Annotated in this window: 26 protein-coding genes; 11 read left to right on the forward strand and 15 right to left on the reverse strand. The window is 43.7% G+C overall.

What is annotated here, in order from left to right:
* Nucleotides 1-6: 6 nt before the first annotated feature.
* Nucleotides 7-579: a phage maintenance system killer protein Doc gene (locus tag ACP7FG_RS01495; RefSeq protein ID WP_011233890.1), complete on the reverse strand. Its 573-nt coding sequence runs from the start codon at nucleotides 577-579 to the stop codon at nucleotides 7-9.
* 148 nt (nucleotides 580-727) lie between these two features.
* Between ACP7FG_RS01495 and ACP7FG_RS01500 the strand changes: the two genes are divergently transcribed.
* A complete protein-coding gene (locus ACP7FG_RS01500) occupies nucleotides 728-1,204 on the forward strand; it encodes a JAB domain-containing protein (protein WP_439225308.1) in 477 nt (158 codons plus the stop codon).
* A 39-nt stretch (nucleotides 1,205-1,243) separates the two neighbouring features.
* Entirely contained in the window at nucleotides 1,244-1,681 is a 438-nt protein-coding gene (locus tag ACP7FG_RS01505) for a hypothetical protein (protein WP_278420681.1), read from the forward strand.
* Between the two features lie 68 nt (nucleotides 1,682-1,749).
* On the opposite strand, the gene ACP7FG_RS01510 is transcribed toward ACP7FG_RS01505, so the two are convergent.
* The 3 genes from ACP7FG_RS01510 to ACP7FG_RS01520 all read right to left on the reverse strand — a co-directional run bounded on the left by ACP7FG_RS01510 (nucleotide 1,750) and on the right by ACP7FG_RS01520 (nucleotide 3,067).
* On the reverse strand, nucleotides 1,750-2,046 hold the full coding sequence (locus tag ACP7FG_RS01510) for a hypothetical protein (RefSeq protein WP_439225309.1): 297 nt from the start codon (nucleotides 2,044-2,046) through the stop codon (nucleotides 1,750-1,752).
* Nucleotides 2,043-2,267 (reverse strand): addiction module protein, encoded by a 225-nt coding sequence (locus tag ACP7FG_RS01515; RefSeq protein WP_439225310.1) that lies wholly within the window; start codon nucleotides 2,265-2,267, stop codon nucleotides 2,043-2,045. Before ACP7FG_RS01515 ends, ACP7FG_RS01510 begins: the two co-directional genes overlap by 4 nt.
* A gap of 143 nt (nucleotides 2,268-2,410) precedes the next feature.
* Nucleotides 2,411-3,067 carry an inovirus Gp2 family protein gene (locus ACP7FG_RS01520; protein WP_439225311.1) on the reverse strand — a complete coding sequence of 219 codons (657 nt, stop codon included), beginning with the start codon at nucleotides 3,065-3,067 and terminating at the stop codon, nucleotides 2,411-2,413.
* 532 nt (nucleotides 3,068-3,599) lie between these two features.
* On the opposite strand from ACP7FG_RS01520, the gene ACP7FG_RS01525 reads away from it, so the two are divergent.
* Nucleotides 3,600-4,562 (forward strand): hypothetical protein, encoded by a 963-nt coding sequence (locus ACP7FG_RS01525; RefSeq protein ID WP_439225312.1) that lies wholly within the window; start codon nucleotides 3,600-3,602, stop codon nucleotides 4,560-4,562.
* A 351-nt stretch (nucleotides 4,563-4,913) separates the two neighbouring features.
* On the opposite strand, the gene ACP7FG_RS01530 is transcribed toward ACP7FG_RS01525, so the two are convergent.
* The 3 genes from ACP7FG_RS01530 to ACP7FG_RS01540 are packed head-to-tail and all read right to left on the reverse strand — an operon-like array spanning nucleotide 4,914 to nucleotide 7,841.
* Nucleotides 4,914-5,267, reverse strand: coding sequence for a YdbL family protein (locus ACP7FG_RS01530; protein WP_054487835.1), 354 nt, complete (start codon nucleotides 5,265-5,267; stop codon nucleotides 4,914-4,916).
* A gap of 18 nt (nucleotides 5,268-5,285) precedes the next feature.
* On the reverse strand, nucleotides 5,286-5,471 hold the full coding sequence (locus tag ACP7FG_RS01535) for a YnbE family lipoprotein (RefSeq protein ID WP_199494555.1): 186 nt from the start codon (nucleotides 5,469-5,471) through the stop codon (nucleotides 5,286-5,288).
* Nucleotides 5,472-5,483: 12 nt separating this feature from the next.
* Nucleotides 5,484-7,841 (reverse strand): YdbH domain-containing protein, encoded by a 2,358-nt coding sequence (locus ACP7FG_RS01540; protein WP_439225313.1) that lies wholly within the window; start codon nucleotides 7,839-7,841, stop codon nucleotides 5,484-5,486.
* Between the two features lie 365 nt (nucleotides 7,842-8,206).
* Between ACP7FG_RS01540 and ACP7FG_RS01545 the strand changes: the two genes are divergently transcribed.
* A complete protein-coding gene (locus ACP7FG_RS01545) occupies nucleotides 8,207-9,517 on the forward strand; it encodes a TPR end-of-group domain-containing protein (RefSeq protein ID WP_439225314.1) in 1,311 nt (436 codons plus the stop codon).
* Here ACP7FG_RS01545 and alkB read toward each other — a convergent pair whose 3' ends face one another.
* The 6 genes from alkB to ACP7FG_RS01575 form a co-directional block, all read right to left on the reverse strand.
* Nucleotides 9,518-10,171 (reverse strand): DNA oxidative demethylase AlkB, encoded by a 654-nt coding sequence (alkB, locus tag ACP7FG_RS01550; RefSeq protein ID WP_439225315.1) that lies wholly within the window; start codon nucleotides 10,169-10,171, stop codon nucleotides 9,518-9,520.
* Nucleotide 10,172: 1 nt separating this feature from the next.
* The gene (locus ACP7FG_RS01555) at nucleotides 10,173-10,781 is read right to left on the reverse strand and encodes a GNAT family N-acetyltransferase (protein WP_439225316.1); all 609 of its coding nucleotides are present in this window, start codon (nucleotides 10,779-10,781) and stop codon (nucleotides 10,173-10,175) included.
* The gene (locus tag ACP7FG_RS01560; protein ID WP_224797426.1) at nucleotides 10,774-11,295 is read right to left on the reverse strand and encodes a cytochrome b/b6 domain-containing protein; all 522 of its coding nucleotides are present in this window, start codon (nucleotides 11,293-11,295) and stop codon (nucleotides 10,774-10,776) included. The genes ACP7FG_RS01555 and ACP7FG_RS01560 overlap by 8 nt, the downstream gene beginning before the upstream one ends.
* Nucleotides 11,296-11,315: 20 nt before the next feature.
* Nucleotides 11,316-11,606 carry a PepSY domain-containing protein gene (locus tag ACP7FG_RS01565; RefSeq protein ID WP_224797427.1) on the reverse strand — a complete coding sequence of 97 codons (291 nt, stop codon included), beginning with the start codon at nucleotides 11,604-11,606 and terminating at the stop codon, nucleotides 11,316-11,318.
* Nucleotides 11,607-11,679: 73 nt separating this feature from the next.
* Nucleotides 11,680-12,198, reverse strand: coding sequence for an acyloxyacyl hydrolase (locus tag ACP7FG_RS01570; protein WP_439225317.1), 519 nt, complete (start codon nucleotides 12,196-12,198; stop codon nucleotides 11,680-11,682).
* A gap of 79 nt (nucleotides 12,199-12,277) precedes the next feature.
* On the reverse strand, nucleotides 12,278-13,162 hold the full coding sequence (locus ACP7FG_RS01575) for a LysR family transcriptional regulator (protein WP_224797429.1): 885 nt from the start codon (nucleotides 13,160-13,162) through the stop codon (nucleotides 12,278-12,280).
* Between the two features lie 80 nt (nucleotides 13,163-13,242).
* On the opposite strand from ACP7FG_RS01575, the gene ACP7FG_RS01580 reads away from it, so the two are divergent.
* The 3 genes from ACP7FG_RS01580 to ACP7FG_RS01590 are packed head-to-tail and all read left to right on the forward strand — an operon-like array spanning nucleotide 13,243 to nucleotide 15,648.
* Nucleotides 13,243-13,893 carry a LysE family translocator gene (locus ACP7FG_RS01580; protein ID WP_224797430.1) on the forward strand — a complete coding sequence of 217 codons (651 nt, stop codon included), beginning with the start codon at nucleotides 13,243-13,245 and terminating at the stop codon, nucleotides 13,891-13,893.
* Nucleotides 13,894-13,949: 56 nt separating this feature from the next.
* The gene (locus tag ACP7FG_RS01585; protein ID WP_224797431.1) at nucleotides 13,950-14,834 is read left to right on the forward strand and encodes a 6-carboxytetrahydropterin synthase; all 885 of its coding nucleotides are present in this window, start codon (nucleotides 13,950-13,952) and stop codon (nucleotides 14,832-14,834) included.
* Complete coding sequence (locus ACP7FG_RS01590; RefSeq protein WP_271331368.1) at nucleotides 14,827-15,648, forward strand: M23 family metallopeptidase; 822 nt, start codon at nucleotides 14,827-14,829, stop codon at nucleotides 15,646-15,648. The genes ACP7FG_RS01585 and ACP7FG_RS01590 overlap by 8 nt, the downstream gene beginning before the upstream one ends.
* On the opposite strand, the gene ACP7FG_RS01595 is transcribed toward ACP7FG_RS01590, so the two are convergent.
* A complete protein-coding gene (locus tag ACP7FG_RS01595) occupies nucleotides 15,645-17,414 on the reverse strand; it encodes a M61 family metallopeptidase (RefSeq protein WP_439225318.1) in 1,770 nt (589 codons plus the stop codon). The two genes, ACP7FG_RS01590 and ACP7FG_RS01595, sit on opposite strands and share 4 nt — an antisense overlap.
* A 76-nt stretch (nucleotides 17,415-17,490) precedes the next feature.
* Between ACP7FG_RS01595 and ACP7FG_RS01600 the strand changes: the two genes are divergently transcribed.
* The 4 genes from ACP7FG_RS01600 to ACP7FG_RS01615 are packed head-to-tail and all read left to right on the forward strand — an operon-like array spanning nucleotide 17,491 to nucleotide 20,937.
* Entirely contained in the window at nucleotides 17,491-18,183 is a 693-nt protein-coding gene (locus ACP7FG_RS01600; protein ID WP_199494566.1) for a flagellar brake domain-containing protein, read from the forward strand.
* On the forward strand, nucleotides 18,180-19,271 hold the full coding sequence (locus ACP7FG_RS01605; RefSeq protein ID WP_224797434.1) for a sensor histidine kinase: 1,092 nt from the start codon (nucleotides 18,180-18,182) through the stop codon (nucleotides 19,269-19,271). Before ACP7FG_RS01600 ends, ACP7FG_RS01605 begins: the two co-directional genes overlap by 4 nt.
* Nucleotides 19,271-20,089: a LytR/AlgR family response regulator transcription factor gene (locus ACP7FG_RS01610; RefSeq protein ID WP_224797435.1), complete on the forward strand. Its 819-nt coding sequence runs from the start codon at nucleotides 19,271-19,273 to the stop codon at nucleotides 20,087-20,089. The genes ACP7FG_RS01605 and ACP7FG_RS01610 overlap by 1 nt, the downstream gene beginning before the upstream one ends.
* A 2-nt stretch (nucleotides 20,090-20,091) precedes the next feature.
* On the forward strand, nucleotides 20,092-20,937 hold the full coding sequence (locus ACP7FG_RS01615; RefSeq protein ID WP_439225319.1) for a DUF6279 family lipoprotein: 846 nt from the start codon (nucleotides 20,092-20,094) through the stop codon (nucleotides 20,935-20,937).
* Here ACP7FG_RS01615 and pyk read toward each other — a convergent pair.
* A complete protein-coding gene (gene pyk, locus ACP7FG_RS01620; RefSeq protein ID WP_224797437.1) occupies nucleotides 20,934-22,364 on the reverse strand; it encodes a pyruvate kinase in 1,431 nt (476 codons plus the stop codon). The two genes, ACP7FG_RS01615 and pyk, sit on opposite strands and share 4 nt — an antisense overlap.
* Nucleotides 22,365-22,459 lie beyond the last annotated feature (95 nt).

Raw genomic sequence — 22,459 nt, forward strand, 5'->3', positions numbered from 1 at the left:
TGAGTTTTATAAATCAGCTAATCTGACCCAACGCTTTCTGCGGCCACTTAACCTAGGTTTCTTTATTTTTTGGCAAGCCCCGTAGTCTCCGTTTACGTCATAAGCCATTTTTATAGCGGAAGTAAGCGACACAGCCATGTCTTCATCGAGAGCTATATCAGCAATGTCCATAGGCACATGAGGCCGTTGAAGATGGAGAGACTCAACATAGCTTTCAGCTCCGGCATAAGCACCGGAAAGGCAGATAGCCATAGTTTCAGGGTCTGCATGTCGCTCGACGAAATTGTAAAGATACTGCTGTGTACAGACAAAACCGTGACCGTAGAGCCGAAGGAAAAGCAGGGCGCAGACCAAAGCAGTATCACCGCTTTGTCTACCAAAAGCGTTTGAGCGAATGAGCTGGTACGCGTAAACACCTGCCGCTTCAAAAGCTCCATATGTCGGATTATTCCAAATTTCGTTGGACGCTTGTTTTACTGCAGACTCCAACGCATCCCTTTTAATGTAGTAAGGGTCGTCGTGAAAGTGATTGTGAATGAGTTCGATATGCTTTGCGTCAAAGGTAAAAGGATTATACATGATGACTCCAAGTTTCAGATGTGTTGATTGATCGTGCTTGTTCTCAAAGCATCGGTCTGAGCCGTAATGTTTTATTGCGATAGTTAAGAGCCCATCGGATTTCAGACCTATATCACTGCTGTGCATTTACCAAATTAGGAGGTTAACAATGCACACACTTGATAAAGGCTTTTACTCGTCAGCCAACAATGAAGCTGAGCGAGACGTTTTTCATCGCGCCAGCCAGATCCTGGAAGAGCGTCATTTACGAGGCAAAGAGCCTTACAACCCGAACGTCATTAAGGATTTCCTGACGTATAAGCTGGCGCACTACGAGCGTGAGGTATTCAGCATCATCTTCCTGGATGAAACGGGACACTTCATCGAGTACCGCGAGCTGTTCTACGGCACCATCAATGCGGCCAGTGTGTACCCACGGGAAGTGGTTCGAGCCGCACTGGAAACCAAGGCGTCTTCACTCGTCCTGTCACATAACCACCCCTCAGGAGAGCCGGAGCCTTCCAATGCGGATATCCGTTTGACGGAGCGCCTGCAAAAGGCCCTGGCTGTTATCGACGTTGACGTGAAAGACCACATCGTTGTCGGCAAAGAGTGCGTGTCATTCTCTGAGCGCGGTCTTCTTTAGCGCTAGTTCACTTGTAACCTAATACTGGAGTAAACCTTTATGGCGGCAATATTTAAGACACCGGCATCGAGAAAGTGGGTAGTGCTGGGAATTAAGGCAGCAATAACCGCATTAGCGCTTTTACCGCAATTGCGAGAGCGCCAGCAAAATACTGGATGCTTACGGTCAGAGTCAGACTTTCCTAACGCTATGTCAGCAAGCCCGCTTGGCCTGCTTCTGCTCGATGAGAGGGGCTATGTCATCACGTCCTACCAAATCCGTCACCACATCAGGGATGACTCTACGGTTGATAGTGAAGGCATTAAACGGGCAGCGTCCACAGCGAAAGCGTATGGAGCTGTTTTAACGTTCGACAAAGGTGTGTATGCCAATGGCCTGTCGATAGAGCCTGACGTTGTTGAGAGCGTTAGAGCGGCTTTGGAAGAGGTCGGTGTACGGCTGTTTAACCAAAGTTTTTCGTCTAGAACTGCACAATAAACGTCTGATGAAGCTTGGAGGCGGAGAGTGCTTTCCGCCTCTTTATTAGGTTTTGCTTGAAGCTATTACTAGAGTGAACGGCCAAGCCAGTACTGAGGGCGTCGGTGGTCGTGTGCAATAGCGAGAATTTGAATGTCGTCTATGGACCGCCGATAAATTATCGATAAAGGGAAACGGTGTAGAGGGGCCTTTCGGATACCTGGTTTTGCTTCAACTTGCCAAGCGTCAGGGTTGTCGACAATTAAACTAACCAGAGCTGAAAACTCGTTAATGAGCGCTTGCCCAAGTCCCTGAACCTTTGATTCATAATAACCGACAGATTCGAGAAACTCTGATTCCGCAGCAGGATGAAATGTGTAGCTCATTTAATCAGAGCTTGAGCTTTTTTTAATACAACATCGCTTGGAACAGGATCTACTGCGCCTGAATCTAATTGCGCGGCTCGATCTTTAGCAACCGACAACCATTCAGACTTGAGTTCATCAGCCGAAGGGGAGTCGATACTTTCTACAAGCTTTTGAATGAGGTGAGCTCTATCTTCTGCAGATAGGTGCATCGCTTCATTTTCAATTTTTTTTAGTTCCATTGCTCCAACTCCGTAACTTGAGTCTTTAGTAATTTTGGCACGATTTTGAAAGCGATACCACTTTATCGAGCTTCAGTGTAAAACGCTTTAAATAGGACATAGATATAGACTGGGAGTTCCGCGGAACTCCCGTATATGACACTTCATTTATTACTACACCCAAACCATCGAGTCCCATCTCGGTAACGTTTGGTTGCGGCCTTCGCAAAGTAACTAAGACGAAAGAAGGCATTGCCAAACTGATTGAAGTAGTCTGGCGAATTACGGTTGAGTTCGTATATCGCATTTTGGGGAAAGTGAACCAAGCCTCTGATATCGAAAATGTCGCACTCGAGAGCTCTTGCCCAAGACATTTCAATACGAAGTCTCATCGTCTCCGCTGCGGTGTTAAACTTTCCCAGCTTGTGATAAGCGTCTTTATTCAGGAAGATAGCTACGTGGTAGTGGGGAGGCCGATTAACATCGGGTTGCTCTTTGACCCAACAGTAACGAAGTTCGCAAGGATGTACACGCTTACCTTGTCGCTGTTTATTTTCCTGGTCCCATCGGATTTCATCATTCAACGCCTTGAAGAACTTTGAAATGAGCGCGTCATTGTCACCCCACGGGCAGTTAAACTGTCTTAGGTCGAACCTAATCATCAATGTGCGAGAGTATCGGTTCAGCGAGGCTGTTACGCACTCGTACATCCTATCTAGATAATTTTCAATTAAGTATCCGTGGTTGTGATTTACCTTCAGGCCCTTGTATAGCTCTTCTTGTAGCAGTTTTAGATTGGTGTTTTCGGGTAAGCGTTTCATGCAGTAGTTTCCTTATGATCGATTGATTCATAAGGTCATGCCGCCCTGTAAACTTTTATATTGATTCATTGGTTTAGCTTCCTCTAAAGGGGGCTACTAGTTATTGCTTACTTGTATATATTACCTATACCGACATAAGCAGATATTTCTTAGCCGGATTTGCTTGGTGATTAACGGGGGAGCCATTAAATATTCTCGATAGCGAGCGAATCCTTAATTTAAGAGTTATATCAACTTTAGAAATCTAGAGGTTTGTTTCAGGGATTAGCAAGGTTGGCTTTTCGAGCGCTGACTCCTCAGTAAGAAGTTCGATTGATAACATGGCGACGTGACAGTTAATGCACCAAGTTCAAACTGTGCTTTATTCGGAGTATATAGCAGCAAAGCCCTTTGTTTACAAAGCTTTCACTTCTTAAAGTAGTGTTTTTTATTATGCGTTTTAAATGTGTTTTCTAAACACCTTAAGGGTGTTATCGTTGTTTTAATGTGTCGTTTTAATTACGTTATATTGTTTTTAATTGAGGTAAAAGTGATGGCAATTCACAACGAGGTTACTGATGCAATCGGTTCTTGGGATCTTAAGAGTGAAGCTAAAGTAGCTTGGCTATATAACAAACTGATCATTGATGGGATGATTCGGCGACCAATATCCATGGTTAAAAGCTCTGAAAGAAGATATGAAATCAGCCAGGTTGAGGAGACGAAATTTAAGAATCTTGGGCCGGCGCAAACTAAGCAATGGCGGAATGAATTAGATACGGAATATCAAGCTTCCGGCTTAAGGGATGGTGATATACGCTGGATAAAAGAGTTGTCCCACGACCAAGTGTTCTTGTGTTGGCTTTATGTGGCTACAACATATGGGCAAAAACGAAAAGACGAGTCCCAAAGTGGCTGGATGTCTGAATTTTATGAGCACTACCCCTTGAAGTTCTATGACGCTGACGCAGAATCGGCTAATAACCTGGCCTTTGACTACTTGTCTCTAGGTTTAGAAAGTAGCCCTGCAACCAAAGAAGGGTTGTTGTCCAACATTTTGGACTTCGTGAGTATTTTTAATCCGTCTTTTGAAGTGAAAAGTGACTATCTAATAGGCTTGAAAGCCAAGGTCGATGAAGCCTCAGTGTGCGATTACTTTAAGTTCGCGGAAGATGGAAGCTTAAATCAAATTAAGTGGCTTTGGTCCTATTTAAGAAAAACGCAAAAGATGCCTGGTCAAATAGCCGACTCTATGGAAAAGCACGGTTTGTCAAGAGTTTATGGTGCCTTCCATCTTTGGGGTAGAGACCCGCAATTTAAAAATGAAATAATTCGACTAGCCAAAACTGCATATAAGAATAGTGTTGAAGTTTCTACTGGCGGCAGAAAAGCGAGAGTTAACCTCACGCTGTCAACTGAAGTTAAGGAGCTTCTGGAAGATATGGCCGGAGGATCGCGCTATAAAAGTCAGTTTGTTGAAAATTTAATTTTAAATGCAAAGAGAAGTGCTAAGTAAGGCTTATACTGGTGTATAAACGGTACTTAAAGACTGGTGCTACATGTGGTGCTATATTTAGTGTGGTTTATACTTTTGTGTAATTGTAACAGCTGGTTTGGGTTTTTATTCTAATCCGGCCCCGGGCACCAATTCCGATTAGATTAAACTTCAGTTCCCTTTGAACTATTTTAGTGTTTTCCCCAGCTAACTTTAACTAGTATTGCTGGTCTTACAATCATTCCTCTCGCATTTTGTGGCCTTGCAGAGCAAGGGCGTGCAGCACCGTCAAAACCGTTAGAACTGCCCTCATACCCAGCACAAGACTGGGAGTCGCTCTAAGACATCTGGAAGGTAGCGTTTAGAAGCCGCTTAAGGCTTCTTCCGCCACTCTCCATCGACATTGATGTAAAGGCCTGATTTAGTCAGCTCAATGGCACGCTTTCCGGCTACTAACTCAACATCGGCAACAGCAATGTCGTTCTCGTTAGCAATTCGGGTGTATTCTTTACGGCGAGCCTCGTTAATTTTCTTAACGATTTGCTCAGTAACTTCTGTCGATTCTACTACTCCCAGGTAACCGTCAGCTTTTTCGCCCACCAGACCTTGTTCCTTCGCTTCACTTAATTGTGCCTTTGCCTGTTGCAAATCTAACTGTTGTGCTTGCGCCAGCGGGCTTGATAAACCAATAAAAGTAACTAATAGCAGCGTCAGTAAATATTTCATAGTTGCATTCCTTTGTCGTTAAAATAAGCCACTGGATTCAGAAATTACATCGTCGAGCGCTTTATCAACTTTGACGTAAATTTGGTGTTCAATCTTAACATTTAGGTTGATAGTAATGGGCTCTTTAGGCGCAGCTACCTGAACCGTTGGGGTACACCCCAAAACGAAAAAAGGTACGCTTACTAGTAAAAACAATTGTCTCATATCATCCCCTGATTAATTGATTTTCTGTTGTACTCGCTTACGAATGGCTTCGTTCAAGCTGTTACTAAGTGTTAGTCCTTTCATCAATGCAGGTAAGTCCTCTTCTAAATTTACGTTAAGTTCTACCGGGCGTCCATTTTCTACCTCAGGGTTTGAGCCCTTTAATTTCACCGCTAAGGTCAACTTACCGTTTTTATCATAGTCGATCACCGTGGACAGCTGCTGATAATAGAAGTTACTAAGAACGCCGGCCAGGGTCTGTAAACTCGGATTATTGCCGGCTACCGACACTAACGCCGATGAATCTACCTGCAAGTGACCACCGGGAGCCAGGGCATTTAAATAACCTCGGTCAACTGTAAACTGGTTAGAGTCCCAGTGCACTGGTATGGTTCCGGAGACATTACCGTCTATCGCCACTTTATTACTTGGGTATTGGCGCATAAGCTCGCCCAGAGAAATTTCTTCGAAAACAACGGGCAGTGCAAACTTGTTGGCCATAGAATAGCTTTGGTTAGGAATACTGATACTTCCGCCAAGGCCTTTTATGCTGTGGCTGGTTAAGTTAAGCGTGGACTGTTTGGGGTTATCAAAGGGTATTTGAGCCCCAAACTCAGCCGTTACAGGGCCTAGCGTAAATCCCTGTTGCACACTACTGATGTAAAGTTGAGCGTTATTAACATGGAGCTGTTCGTTATTGGCATTAAACTGAAAGTTGAGGCTACTATCAACCGCCGATAAAGTATCCGCAACCCAGTCGCTTTGCTGAATATCGACCTGACCATTATCGAGCTGCCAGCGATTATCATTCCAGTCGAAGTTTACGTCTGCGTGACCATTAATCGTCGCTTTACTGATAACAACCTGAGGCGCGAAGTGCTTGAGTAGCGCATCGAGTTGTGGTGTTTGCTTCCAGTTAAAGTCGTGAATTTTAACCTTACTTTGTAAGCGGTTGGTTGTAATTTCGCTGTGATGTTGTACACGAATGTGCTCGCCAAGTCTAAGTTCTCCGTTACCGATAAGCTTTTGCTGTCGATATTTAAAGTCACTGTTAAAAGCCGCCTTTATTTGAGGTAGCTGATCAAAACTAAGCGCGTCGGCATGAATACTGAGACCAAGCTCAGCGGTAATGTCGTCAGGCTCTGAGTATGGATAAAAAACATGTGAGAAATTGACGACTGCAGTGGCATCGTTATTTAAGTGCGAGAACTCAATGTGCGTCGACTCAGTGCTTTGGAGCGTGGCAGCCTCATTTGAAATCTGACCGGAAAACGCTGCTGTAAGCTTATTAATAATCAATGATTGCTCTGCAACGGGTAAGGCTACGTTGTCGAGCTGAAGGTTTAAATGATCGAAATTAACTGAGTTAAACTGCCACTGTTTTTGCTCAACGGACAGCTCTGATGAGAGGTTGAGTGTCTCGTTTTTCTTGCCCTTAGCAACGGCTTTGGCACTAACAGGCCAGTGAGTCTTATTTACTGCCTGCTGAATTTTAAGCAGCGGCAATGCAAGCTGATCATTGCTACTTAACTGCCAGATTACTGATTCTAATTGTACCGGCAACTCAGGCACGTTTAAGGACATTAGATTGTTGGTTTCACCATTCAATTCAAGTGTATAGAAGTTAATAACGCCTTTACTCAAATTAAGCTGAAGCTTGCCCGATGCTGCGGTGGTGCTATCAGCCGCGACTATTTCAACGCTATCTTTAACCGACAGCAATAATTCACCGGACAGGGCGGATGTAATGCTTTCAAGGCTTATGAATTCAGTATCAGGTGAAAAGTTACCTCGCCATTGTGCACTCATTGGAATTTGCCCGGTGCTTAGACTCTCTGCAACGCGCCGAGCTGCCAGTAAGTAGCTCGCGTTGGCGGTGAGCTGGCCTGAGCTATAGTTGTAATTTGCCCGCAAAGTGGCACTGCCGTGTTGAGCGGAGAGATCAAGACTGCCATTTTCTCGGGTCAGTTGCAGAGAGGCTGCAACAGGCTCCAGGCTGTTAACTTTTAGCTGGAGCGGTTCTCGGTTTAATAACTTAAAAGTCGCTGAAATTGGCTCTGGTAATAATGTTCCTTTTACGCGCAGAGATTTGATATCAAAGCGTTCCGGAACTATGGTCGGCACTTTGGCGGAGAGTATCTGTCTTAGGTTTAGTACGGTTGAGGACTGACTTGCGGAGGACTCTGGTAATGAGTCTATTGTTAACTCCAGCCGCTCAATAATAATGTGATTAATTGATAAGCGTTCAAACTCTATGCTCCAGTCGCTGATACCAAGCGATTTGAGTTGTTGATTCAAATAGGAATAACCTAATAGACCTATAGCGAATGCAATAACTAATATTGTAAGCAGTACGCGCCATAGCTTCATTCCGATATCATTCCCTTTGATAAACGCTGAGTTCCAATTGTAGCTCAACCAATATAACCAGCACTTGGGTTCTCTACAAGTTAGTGTTCTGTATAAAAATTGACCAACCCATAAAGAGGGTATACTCTATTGTTATAGAAATAGTTGAGTCACTTATTCATAAGTGCCGATTATCATAAGTTCATATAATTAATTGCGCTGGCTTCAGGTCTACTCATTATTTTCTTTGGCTTCTAGTCAGAAATTGCTAGCAAAGGTTAAAGTTCTGTAAAGGCTCTTTTATAGGGTGGATGACAAAGATAGTCTGAGAGCTGTCTAATAATTCACCTGTAGTGGCTTTGACTAACTTGTGACAGGAGCTGACCGTGAGCACGATAACCAATACAGCAGTCAATGTGACGCCGGATAGCCCGGCGTTTCTGGGAAGTAGTAATCCGCTGGAAAATGATGCTCAGTACAGTTATTTCTTTAATGGCTGTTTCATCTATTCGTACAACCATACGACAGGTCGTTGTGCCTGCCTTACTGAGCTCGATGTTGCTACTACCACAGTTAAGCCTTACGGATTGGTCGATAAGCATTACGTTGTTATCGGTGATAAGGCATTTCGTTCTGTCACACAAGCTCAAAAAGCCAGAAGTAAAGTGTCTGTCGCAAATGCTTCTAATGATAATAGCCCGGGTAAACATCCGGCACTTCCTACCATAGAGCAATTGTCTCCGATAAAATCGTTAGCCAGGATAGAGGAATGGTTTAATACGGACTTTGAAGCTAAATGGGAAGCCTATAGAGAAACCCCAGAATTTTACAACCTTATTCAATATTACCTGGCACTTAGCTGCGACGCTTATAAACAAAAAGCGGACACAGCATTTTTGGATGCAGGAATTGAGTTCTATTTAAGTATGGCCCATTACAGTTGGTTAAACCCATCTATTCTGCATAATGCGGCCTGTGTTTACTGGTTAGCCGGTGAGAAGGAGAATGCTCTCGATTGCATAGAGTTAGCTCTTAACTTCCGTTACTCAGGTATGGACAGTTTATTAGCAGATGAAGACCTTCAGGGACTTAGAAAAACTCGAAGATTCCGTCAGTTGGTACGTGAGTATGAAGCTCTTAAGCCTCGGTTTAATTATGTGACACTTGAATTATTTGAGGTGTTCGAAAATTTCGCAGTGCAACAGCCCGAACCTTTTGTCCGGTTCATGCGCAGTCATCTTTTAACCAATTTCAGGTTTTACGATATATCGGATTTAAACGCACGCATTGACGCTAGCGAAGATGAAGATGAGCGTGAGTACTGGCAACGTCTTGCCGCATTTAATAACAGTTATCTTTACAAGTATATGTTGATTGATGAGCCTATGGAGCTTTTAACGGAGGAGGGCAAGACTAACTACCAACGTTTTCAACAGTATCGGCATTATCGAGTACTGAACCCTATTGTATTTGCCCGAGTTTCAGAGCAACTCTTTCATCATGCTCATTACTGGGCCAGCAGACATCAGGGTGTTTTTAATGAAAGAGATCAAGCATTGCTGTCACAGAGCTTTCAGCTACTTGAAGAGTTTAGTGTTGCGACGGAAAGCCTGTGTTTTGAAAAAAGAAATGAGCTTATGGAGAAGGCTAAGAGCTATGACATTCACCACTATATGCAGAACTTAAAGCGCTTTTAATTATTCTGCCTGACGAATGGTCAGGTTAACTCTGCAGCGCCCTGTAACGGGGTGAACTCCGTCCTTAAGTTGCTGTACCCCGTGATACCGGAGTCTGTCACTCCCACCCCAAACTAAAGCATCCGCGTGTTGAAGCTGAAACTTGTGGTATTTCTCCGAGCGTTTAAATCCACCCCATAAGAAGTTAACCGGTAAACCAAAGGAAAAAGAAACGATAGGCTTTGTAAAATCCGCCTCATCTTTATCCTGATGCAGGCCCATTTTTGCGCCGGGTAAATAAACATTAATAAGACAGGAGTCTGGTTTAAAATTTTCAAATCCTGCAAGTGCTGCCGCTTCTATTGCTTTGGTTTTAATGAGAGAGGGCATTTGGGGCCAGGGTGCTTTGGTGACTGGGTCAATCCTTTGGTACCGATAGCCCTGGCTATCGCTCAGCCAGCCATACTCGCCACAATTACTACTTTTGACTGACATTTTATGCCCGGCGGGCGTTTGTAAGTGACGTAAGGGAGCGCTCTTTAATACACCGCGAACGTCGGTTAACAAGGCCTCGTCATTTTTAGCCAAAAACTGATGAAACAGTGTTGCCTGTTCACTAATATTTGAACGCAGTGGTTCAGAACCCAGGTTGCCGAATAAATCCAGAGAGGTCATGTTATGTCTTTGCTAAAGGTAAGCTCATTAGAATGCGATCTTCACCAGGCCCTAAGTAATCTTTAATAGAATCAGTCGTCTGAAAGCCAAACCTTTCATATAAACAAACGGCGGATTTATTTTCCGGGGAAACGCTCAATTCAAGGCGTTTATAATGAAGTGACTGGGCAAGCAAAATAGACTGCTGCAGTAATTCCTTACCCAATCCCTGTCCCTGAAAGCTTTTTCCAATAAGCAAGGACATAAGTGCTAAAGCGTTGTCAGCCAGAGGGACCATAAGGCTGTAGCCAGCCACTTTGTTATCAACTTTCAGTGATAAAAATGTATCGCGCCACTGTTGCAAAGCCTGATAAAAAAATAGAGGAGGGTATGCCTGGTTTGAGTAGAGCTGCTTTTCCAGAAACGCCATTCTGGCAATGTCATCATAAACCGTTTTGGCGATGGAGAACTCATTCTCATTGTGAGCAGTTGCTGTTAGCGAACCGACACACAAACGGCAGTCCTCCTCGATGGGGGCTGAGGCTTCGACATAACGCAGTTTATGAGATGCTCGCTCACGGTTAGTGGAAACCTGGTATATACGTTCTCTGGGTTCTTTTTCCTCAGTCATGGCGCTTTACCCGGCGTTTGCCGTTAATCATAGGTCGGATAAGCTCTATTTTACCAAAGTAAGCGGTAATAAATACGGCAATAATGTGAATAATCACGAGCGTAAAAATGATGTTGGCGGATATGCCGTGCAATGAGGTTAAAAAGCTGTCTCCATATAGTGCATCCACTTCTTCACGAAGAAAGCCAGTAACAGCCTGAACTAAAAACAAAGCTAGTATAGAAAACACCATAAGGCCACCGAGTGGATTATGACCCTGAGTCTGCTTCACCTCTCTCTCTTTCAGTTCATTAAGATGTTTTTTTATACCAGAAAATGAAGGGAGAAAACTTTTAAAGCGCGCATTAGGAGGCCCAATAAAGCCCCAGACAACACGACTCATAACCAAAGCTGCGGCAGTATAACCTACTGCCTGATGGATGCTGCTGCCATGTTCGAGGAAAAAATAGTTCAGACAAAAGCACAGTACCAATAACCAATGAAAGGTTCTTATAAACTTATCCCAAATGATCATTGGCACTGCCTTTACCGTTATTATTCAGTTTCTTGCTTAACAATATTGCCATCTACTGGGTTAAAGTAAATTTCAACTTTCTGCTTATTCTGGTTAAACCCGTAAATTTCATAACAGTTTCCATCGGTTACTTTAAACTCGTTTATTTCATAACCTTGCTCTTTTAACGAGCTCTGAAATTGCTCCTGATCCAACCAGTTTTCTTTAGGCTCCATAGTGCACTGGGTCATTCCTGACTCAGGGCTGCCGCAAGCTGAAACAAATAGTCCCGCAGCCGCAATAGCTGATAGTTTAAGAAGTTGTTTTCTCATTTGACCTCCAGTTGAATAGAACTTAAGACTAAATGTAGCAACTTCAGACAGATAACGCTAATTCATCCGAAGGTTAAAATGGTAGGGCCCAACTTAACCAAAAGAAATCGAGTCCGTCGTTAGGCTGTTTGATATCAGCGTTTGAATAGTGGGTATAACCTATGGCGACAAGAGCTTTCGAGCTGCGGCTGTATTGCCAGGAGAGTGATATTCTGTCCTCAAATTGAAATTGGGTTGATAAGCGGCGATTACTTATTTGTGTTTTGTCGAAGTAACCGGCACCTATACCAGCCTCTACAAATAACGGTCGCTGAGCTCCGGCTATGTGCCAGGAAAGAATCGGGCTGATAGTAAAAGCCGTTATATTATCTTCTGTATTGTTTGAGTCCTGCCAGTGGTTTAAAGCCGCTTCGACATGAAGTTTTGGTGAGCCAATCCAGGCCGGCAATTCGACCGGTAAGTTTGTTAACCTGTAACCAGCCCTGACGCCCCTTAGCTGATCCGCAGAATAAGCTCCGGTAAAGTGAACCTCATCAGCAAAAGATGGGGAATTTAAGATTATCAGTACAACCAGTGATGCTATACGCCACATATCACTCTCCAATAATAAAAAAAGAGCAATATTTTACATACAAACATGAATGTATGTAAATGAGGGCGTCACCGTTAATTTATGAAATGATTAGCTGCAACCATTTTATAAAAGCAACAAGGGCAACAGGCTGTCGTTGTCGTTTACGGTAGTAAACACTTAATGGGTACTGACAGGGGCGGGCGAAATCATTATAAACTTTTAAGTTAGACAGACCGGGCGTGATAAGACTGCTGTCGATAAGTGCAATTGCCTGTTCTGCCGCAGATAAGTCGAGAGACATTTGTACATCGTTACAGTGGATCATGCGTGTAGAGGCTAACTCCTGGCTGTAAGCTTTTAACATAGCCTGATGATCTGGGTTATCCGGGTTGATTAACCAGGGTAAATGAAATGGGCTTTCATTTGTCTGAATAGCCGAAACTGGTACCAGCTGGTTCTTTTGTAATGTAACAGACTGAATGTTTTTATCCGTCGTCTTGCCATAACCAATAGCGAGATCCCAGCTTTGGTGTTGTATTGCTGATGCCATTTCCGCGGCACTTTCATTAACAAAATGCTCATTACAACGACTAAAACTCAATTGTATGTGAGGATACAGAGAATGAAAGTCTGCAAGCTTTCCGGCCAGCCAAAAACGTAAACGCTCGGAACTGATTGCGACGGTTAGCTGTGTTGTTGTATTGTCACTTAGGTTTCGGGTGCGTTCTATCGTCCGTTCCAGCTGCTCGAATATTTGTTCAATTTGAGGAGCTAGCTCAAGACCCACCGGGGTGAGTGAATGAACTCTGTTGTCGCGTTGAAACAGGCGAACTTCGAGCTGCTCTTCCAGAGTTTGTATTTGTCGGGTTACGGCGGACTGAGTGACTCCAAGCTCTTGTGAGGCTTGCTTAAACGATCCGCTTCTGGCAGCAACATCAAACACTCTCAGTGCATTTAATGAGGGGAGTTTCGTGTTTTTCATATTGATTAATAGTAATCTATAATTAATAAAAAGTAACTTTGATTCTGGCAGTTAAAGTATAAATACGCAATAAGGAGTTTGTGTTGTCTTACTGGAGTGAGTTTTTAACCATTGCCTTGATTCATCTGTTCGCGGTTGCAAGCCCTGGTCCTGATTTTGCGGTCGTATCACGTTATAGCTTAAGTTTTGGGCGTAAGGCAGGTTACTGGGTGAGTCTTGGAATAGCCGCAGGAATTGTCATTCATGTGACTTATTCACTTGTTGGCGTTGCGCTCATCATTCACCAGACAGACTGGTTATATCAAACCCTGCTTTGTGCAGGTGCACTGTACTTAGGTTTTATCGGAACTCAGGCAATTAAAGCCAAACCAAGAAAGGATATGTCGGACAGCGAGCTTGTCTCTACTCAACCACGTAAGCGTAAAGCCTTTATTGTTGGTTTTATTACCAATGGTCTCAATGTGAAGGCAACAATTTTCTTCTTAACCCTATTTACTACTATTATTGCGCCGGAAACACCTTTTAGTATCCAATTTGGGTACGGCGTGTACCTTATTGTTGCAACTGGGCTGTGGTTTTTGTTTTTAACCTGGCTGCTTACTCAGCCCCGTATTTTTAAAACACTCTGGCACTACAGCCACTGGGTAGATCGCACCATGGGCGCTGCATTAATTTTACTTTCACTGAAATTACTGTGGGAATGGGCCAACCTGATTGAGCTTATCGGATAAGGCGTTTCAGGTTATACTGGTTGCAGTTCTTAAAGAAGAGATGAGAAAAGCTCACTATGCAGTTATTTGTGAATGATTTGACCGTTATTGATTGCTCTTACCTATGCCCAGAGAGGGGAATAGTCGGTGAGAGCTGGATTGTTGATATTGTGCTGGATGGCGCTCTAAATGAGCAATCTATGGTGCTGGATTTTGGTCGTGTGAAAAAGCAAGTTAAAGCCATTATCGATAATTCGGTTGATCATAAGTTGGTTGTGCCGGCGGAACATCCATACACAAAAGTCACGCATAACTCCGATGACAGTGCTAACTGGGTTGACTTTGTGCGCCCGGAACAGCGCTCTATCCATTTGTTCTGTCCTGCGGATGCCTTTGCTTTTATCGATGCGGAAGTTGTCTCCATTGAAACGGTTACTGACTACCTTAAAGCCGTCATAAAAAGAGAGTTGCCGGTTAACGTTGAAGGGCTTAGCTTGTTTTTACGACCTGAGAATATTGATGGTTTTTATTATCACTACACTCATGGTCTGAAAAAGCACGATGGAAATTGCCAACGTATAGCCCATGGCCATCGCTCAAAAATCCAGATTAAGTTGGATAACATACGACAGCCGGTACTTGAAAAAGAGTGGTCGGATAAATGGCAGGATATTTATTTAGGTACAACGGAAGATGTCTGCACTCGCAGCAATCTTAAATTATCTGACGCGGCCAGTGATTTGAGCTCTGATTCCAGCCATACTTTTTATAGCTATATTGCTGATCAGGGCCTGTTTGAGCTTGTGGTTCCTAATGCAGAAAACTTTGTTATTGATACCGACTCAACCGTTGAATGTATCGCGGATTATTTAGTTGCAGAAATAAAATCACAAAACCCCGATAAAAAAGTCGAAGTTCGTGCGTTTGAAGGGGTTGGGAAGGGAGCCATTGCCTATGCGTAGAACAATTACCGCTTTTATTTTGTCGCTTTGCTCAATAAACGTTGCATTGGCGGACGAACCTATTGAACTGGAGATAAAAGGGCCATTGACTCAGGGAGCGCTTATTTTAGCTAAATCTGAGCCCGGAGTTACTGCCACTTTGAATGACGAACCTCTGCAAGTTACCGAGCAGGGTTATATTGTTTTTGGTTTCGCACGAAAAGCTCCGCTTAAAAACACCTTAGTAATTCAGAAAGGTGACAGCAGAATAACCAAAGAGCTCACGTTAACGCCTCGTGAATATAAAATTGACCGTGTCGACGGAGTGCCTCAAAAGACGGTAACACCAGATCCCGCACAGGTTAAAAGGGCAAGAAAAGAAGCAGAGAAAGTTTGGGTAGCGCGGCAAAAAGAAACGCAGAGAACGGACTTTCTAACCCCAGTCGTTAAACCTGCAAAGGGGCGTATTAGTGGTGTTTACGGAAGTCAGAGAGTTTTTAACGGAGAACCTCGTAACCCGCATTATGGTGAAGATATCGCAGGGCCGACGGGTACTCCGGTAAAAGCCCCTTGGCCGGGTGAGGTGGTGTTAGCTGAACCCGACTTATTCTATTCGGGCGGCACAATTATTATTGAGCATGGCTATAAAGTCACGACCACATACTTGCACTTGAGCGAACTTAACGTGGACGTTGGCGATAAAGTTAAGCAGGGCGAGTTAATCGGTGCTATTGGTGCTACCGGTCGTGCAACCGGGCCTCATCTTGACTGGCGGGTTAACTGGGGAAATGAACGACTCGATCCAGCGTTACTTCCCCAGCTTTATCAGGACTAACCGGAAGGCGTTAGCCAACCTTTCAACTTATCTGGTTGTTTCACGCTTAACAGGTAACTGCTTTTCGCGGGCTCCAGCCAGGTAAGCTCCAGGGTCATCAATTCATCTCTTCGGAATGCATGAACCGTTACTGTATCCCCGGGAACGTAGCGTTCAAGAATGGTTTTTATGGACTGCTCATTTACCTGCAAGTGATCAACCGCAATAATTCGGTCTCCGGCTGACAACCCTGCATGATAGGCGCTTTCGTCGTGGTAAACATTGATGATCTCCAGCCCTTGTGCAGATGCTTTATATTTTGCGCCGAAGTTTACTCTCGCTGGCTGATCGGCTGCTTTGCCTCCACTGTTGTTGTCATCTACTGGTACTTGCCGTTGAACGTCTAGACCGAAGTTTTGTAGCAACTCGATAAGTGGTATGGAGTCCTTGTTGTATAGCGCGTCTTTTAAGAAGTCGGAAACATCAATGCCAGGATAATGATTTAGCCAACTCAGAACGGTATCATCGGCTGTGCCAATTGAGGTTTTACCGAATTCGTGCCACAGGTCTTTCATGACGTTGCCCAGAGTTAACTTATGCTCAGATTGCAGGCGTAACATTAAATCCAGACTTAAAGCAATTAATGCACCTTTAGCGTAATAACTGACAATGCTGTTAGGCGCATTTTCGTTCTGTTGATAAAACTTAGTCCACGCCAGAAAACTCGACTCGGTAACACTTTGTTGATACTGACCCGCGCCTCGTTCAACTCTTGAGAGCGTATCACCAAGCACTTTTAAATAGCGCTTTTCATCAATGATACCGCTGGCATGAAGCAGATAGTCATCAAAATACGAAGTCATTCCTTCGTAGAACCAGAGCTGCTCGGTATAGGACTCTTTGTCCAGTTGATACGGCAGAAACGCTCGTGGCTTTAGGGTTTTAATGTTCCAACTGTGAAAATACTCGTGGCAACAAAGGCTCAGAAAAGTTTGATAGTTGTCATTCATTTCATATTGATGAGCACTGATAAGATCTTTACGGCTGCATAGTAGGGCAGTTGAGTTTCTATGCTCGAGTCCACCGAAGCCGTTACCGACAACCATGGTCAAAAATGTATAAGACTGGAAGGGGGCTTCGTCGAACATTTGCAATTGGGTTTCACAAATACGAGCAAGGTCAGCGGTTATTCTTGAGGTATCCGCAAAGTGCCGGCCACTTAAAACAAAGGAATGTTTTATCCCGTGAGCGATAAATTCCTCAATGGTCAAGTCACCGATTAAAAACGGATAATCAATTAAAGCGTCGTAGTTTTCCGCCTGAAATGTTCCCCATGAGTGTGCTTGTCCATTTTTTCTTGGCATACCGGTTGCCACTTTCCACTGAGGTGCTTCAGGTGGCGCGTGAAGATGCAGTTCACAGGGAAGATCGGTCTGTCCTTCAACTGCCAGACATAAACTTGTGTTGTTAAAGAACCCCTGGAACTGATCAAGATATGCGGAGCGAACAGACAAGTCCCAGGCGTAGACTTGATAATGGACGGTAATGGGATGGTTTGATTTGTCGAGACGCCAACGATTCTTTGCTATTTGCTCAATCGTTAACTCTTGTCCGTTACTTTCAGCATGTAGCCCTATGATGTGCTTACTAAAGTCTCGTATTAAGTAACTGCCCGGGATCCAGTTCGGTAACCAAAGTTCTTGTTCGTCAACCGCTCGTTCAATAGTGAGCGAGACATTAAATAAATGCCCGTGTAAATCGATGGGGGTTATATCGTAAGCGACCAAGGGACTCTCCTTTGCTTGACACAGCCAGACAACTAGCGATCATAGTAACATATCGATTCATCTCAAAGAGACCCCTATGACAAGCAAAATTTCGGAGCTCGTAACCGGTCAAAGAATAGAAGTTCAATTAGCCAGCTCAAATGTCCCGGCTCGTTTTTTCTCAGAGTTTATAGGTGCAGTTAATGACCGCTGGGTCATTATTAATATGCCGGACGTACGCAAATACAAGGATGTTCGAGATTTTTTGCAAGAGAAAACGCCAGTTATTGTTCGTTTTGTACTCGAAAATGAGAATGGGGAGATCTGTGCTTTTCGTAGCGAGGTAAGTTACGTCATCTCACATCCAACAAAAATGCTTTTCATTTTGTGGCCTAACCAGATAGAGCACAGAGTCATTAGAAAAGGGCGTCGGTTTGACGCTTTTTTGCCTGCCGAAGTAGCCGGAAAGTCGGTGAGCGGTGACGAAGTATCTTTTAAAGGCCACGTGTTGGATGTTTCAGAAAGTGGCTGTCGGTTAAAGCATGAAAAACCGGACGGTAAGCTGGAAGAACTATGGGAAAATGGTAGTAAAATTGTTCTGAATATAGAACAAAAAAGAAATGGTGATCTCACCCTTAATGCAATAGTCCGACAAATAAAAGTGCTTGAGGAGCAGGTTGAGTTAGGCGTGCAGTTTATGGGAAATCAGAAGGAGCAAGTCAATTCACTTTTCTCAGGAAGCTTAGTTGATATTGATGAGCTATCGAGACTAGAGTCTTCAGCGCGATGAATAAACCGATAAAAACGCAGTGGCAGTTACTGATGGACAATCGTAACCGCTTTTTTTGGTTATTGCAGGCGGGTGGCTGGATAGGCTACGCATTAGTGAATTATATTGGCTCACTAATGCATGAAATGCGAGACATATACACCTTGATTATTATTCTTGGTGCCTATGCTGGTTTTTTGATAACAATCCCTTTGCGGTATTTGTATCGCAGAATATGGGAGCTGCCGCCACCTTTGATGGTTCTTATCGCAATTGGTGTTTCATATATTACAGCGGTAGCCTGGGCCATTGTTGATAACGCAACCTATTGGGAAATTTACAAATTTGGGTTTCGGCCGGACAGTCCTTTTTTCTATTTAAAAAACAGTTTGGCTAAGTTCTACATTGTTCTTAGCTGGAGTGGATTGTATTTTGGCATTAAGTACTATCAGATGCTGCAAGAAGAAAAGCAAAAAGCGTTGCTTGCCTCGTCTATGGCGCATCAGGCACAGTTAAAAATGCTGAGATATCAGTTGAACCCGCACTTTTTGTTCAACACTTTAAATGCGATATCGACACTGATTCTGCTAAAAGACAACGAAAAAGCCAATTTAATGGTAAACAAACTTAGCCGCTTTTTGCGTTTTTCGTTAGATAATGAGCCGATTAAAAAAGTGACGCTAGAGAAAGAAGTTGACGCGCTGTTGCTGTATCTGGATATCGAGAAAGTTCGTTTTGACGAGCAACTTGAAATTGATATTCATTTGTCCGATGAGACAAAACACGCGTTGGTTCCAAGTTTGATTTGCCAGCCTTTGATTGAAAATTCAATAAAGTACGCTATTTCTAACGTTGAGGGGGTCGGGCTAATAAAAGTGCGCTCGTGGGCTGATAATGGCAATTTGATACTGGAAGTTTGTGACAACGGTCCCGAAATACAAACAGACCCTGAAAAGCTTTTCCGTAAAGATGGTGTGGGACTCAATAACACTCGACAACGATTAAAATCTTTATACGGCAAGCATTATCGGTTTGAGATGCTCAAAGGTGAAGAAAGTGGTCTTTGTGTTCGCATTACTATTCCGATCGAAACGGTGGAGAATCAATAATGAATCGATTGAAAACCTTGGTTGTTGACGACGAGTCACTTGCCAGAAAAGGTTTGGCTATTCGTTTAAAAGAATTTGAGCAACTGGAGCTGATGCCCGAGTGTAAAACCAGTCGAGAGGCTGTGGAAATTATTGTAAAAGAAAAGCCCGATTTGATTTTTCTTGATATTCAAATGCCTGGTCTTAATGGATTTGAAGTGTTGAAAGCGGTTAAGGAGCAAGGACAGGACTTGCCTATTGTGGTTTTTGTAACCGCTTATGATGAATATGCGATAAAGGCATTTGAAGTCAGGGCACTGGATTACTTGTTAAAGCCCGTGGATGATGCTCGCTTAGCGGAATGCGTTAAACGTGTGATAAGCGAGCATCAAAACGTCAATGACGAACAGCAGAGTAAATTAATCAGCCTTGTAGCTGAGGTGACCGGGCAGGACGCTGACACCTTGCTGGAAAAGTTATCAGCGGGAGAGAACATTACTGCTGATGAATATCCGGATTACATTGCAATAAAAGATAGTGGCGAAATTACTCGAGTGGCGGTTAAAGATATCAAGTGGGTTGATGCCGCCGGTGATTACATGTGCATACATGCCGGAGACGAGACCCACATACTGCGTCGTACCATGAAAGAACTGGAACAGGACTTAAACCCTAAGTTATTTCAACGGGTCCATCGCTCAGCTATCGTCAATATAAAACAGGTGGAGAAGTTGTGTAACCAGCAAAATGGTGAGTATCATTTACAATTAAAAAATGGTCAAAAACTGAAAGTCAGCCGTAGTTATAAAGACCGTATTAAACAACTTATTCTGAGCTGAACATGTATCGACTGACAGGCGTGCTTACCGTTCTTATTTTTATTGCTGGTTGTACAGCTAATATAGGCTATCAGTTTGCTGATACTCTGGTGGAATGGAAGGTAAAGGACTACGTTGACTTGAACGGTGAGCAACAAAAGCTTTTATCAAAAAAAGTGGATGAACTCCATCAATGGCATGCTCAGACACAGCTTCCTTTGTACCGCAAGGAACTAAAAGCATTGCGCGATAAGGTTGAGGAAAAGTCGTTAACACAAAACGATATTGGTGATTTTGAAGATACTTTGTGGGCTTTTTGGGAAAACGTACTCATAAAAATTGAGTCCGAAGCCGACTTACTCGCAACACTTTCTGTAAAACAGCGCCAGCAACTGGTAAGCCGACTAGAGGAAGCTCAGGAAGAACGCTCTCAGCGTTTGAAAGAAGATAAAGAACAGAGTGACATACTACGCCGTCTTGATCGCATTTCCGAAGTTGAGGAAGATTTAGAGGATATCCTCGGCGACTTAACAACAGAGCAAGATAAGTTATTGCGTAGTTGGGTAAGTGATTCACCCCAGCTACGAGAGCCTTGGTTAAGTTACCGTGCAAGCTGGATAACCGAATTTGAAAAAGCGCTACTGAAACAGCCTGTTGATGAAGAAAGGATGTCGTCTTTAATCCTTGATCCTAAACAACTCAGAAGTGAGTCTTTTCAACAGAAATCAGAAGAAAGCAGCGAACTGCGAAATAAATTTCTTTGGGATATGTATCAAAGTCTGACTCAGGAACAGCGTAAAAATGTGATTAAAAAGGCCGATGAATATATCGACCTTCTCGACTCGCTAATTAAAGATTTTAGTAACTAGCGCACTTCAATAATTTTACAGGTGTTACTTGAGCCTACGGTTTCCATAACGTCACCATGAGTGAGTATGACTAAATCACCCGCTTTAATGTGACCACTCTTTTTAACCACATCGATAGCTTCAGTGATTGGGTTTTCTACACTGGTGGAATCAAAGTTTATAGGATAGACACCACGATAAAGCGCTGACTTATCGCGGCTGTGAGAATGGCGCGATAACGAGAATATTGGCAGGTGCGAGGTTATACGAGACATTAACTTGGCAGTAAAGCCCGATTCTGTCAGAGCAATAATAGCGGTCACACCATTGAGATGTGTGGCAGCGTACATTGCAGACATTGCAGTAGCCTCGGTAATACTGGAAAACATTTCTTCCAGGTCCTGATGGCGCAGTTGAGCTGAAGGGTGTGTTTCAGCACCAAGACAAATATCCGCCATTGCTTTAACGGTTGCTATCGGGTGTTTTCCTGCAGCGGTTTCAGCTGACAACATAACGGCATCTGTGCCATCTAATACAGCGTTGGCAACATCCATTACCTCAGCACGAGTTGGCATAGGGTTTTCGATCATCGACTCCATCATTTGAGTCGCTGTGATAACAACACGATTTAATTGACGAGCACGAGAAATGATCTGTTTTTGCTTACCAACTAATTGTGCATCGCCAATTTCAACACCTAAATCACCACGGGCAACCATAACAGCGTCAGAAGCTCTGATAATATCGTCTAAAGCATGCTCGCTGGCGACAGCTTCTGCTCGCTCTATCTTTGCGCACAACACGCCTTGGCCGCCGGCCTCTCGCAGTAGGTGACGTGCTTGATTTATGTCGTCTCCGGAGCGAGGGAAAGAAACCGCGAGGTAATCGACACCAATTTCTGCGGCCAACTTTATATCGGCATAATCTTTTTCAGTTAATGCTGCGGCTGATAAACCACCGCCCTGACGGTTAATCCCTTTATTGTTGGAGAGGAGACCTCCAACGGTTACTTCAGTCATTACCTGACTGCCGTTAATTTCTTCAACTTTTAATTGAATACGGCCGTCGTCAAGTAACAGAATATCGCCGGGGTTAACGTCATTAGGTAAATCTTTATAGTCCAGCCCGACTCTGTTCTGGTCACCACTGTCTTTTTCAAGCTCAGCATCTAAAATGAACTTATCGCCAACGGATAACGTAATTTTATTTTGTTGAAAGCGCGCTACGCGAATTTTAGGGCCTTGTAGATCACCTAAAATAGCAACATGCGCTTCTAGTTCGCGGGCTATTTTTCTGACCATTGAAGCTCGGTGTTTGTGATCGTCTGCATTACCGTGAGAGAAGTTAAGGCGAACGACATTGGCGCCAGCTCTGATAAGTTCTCTGAGAGTTTCCTCAGAGTCTGTGGCCGGTCCAAGAGTGGTCACAATTTTGGTACGACGAAGCATGCAAAACCTCAGCAAAAATTAGCCATGAATGTTAGCTTAAGTTTAGCATACGCAGTATGACAGTAGTACGAAATTTAATTGAAAGATAAAGAGGT

The organism is Idiomarina sp. ST10R2A5 (assembly GCF_051842325.1).
Lineage (GTDB): Bacteria > Pseudomonadota > Gammaproteobacteria > Enterobacterales > Alteromonadaceae > Idiomarina > Idiomarina abyssalis.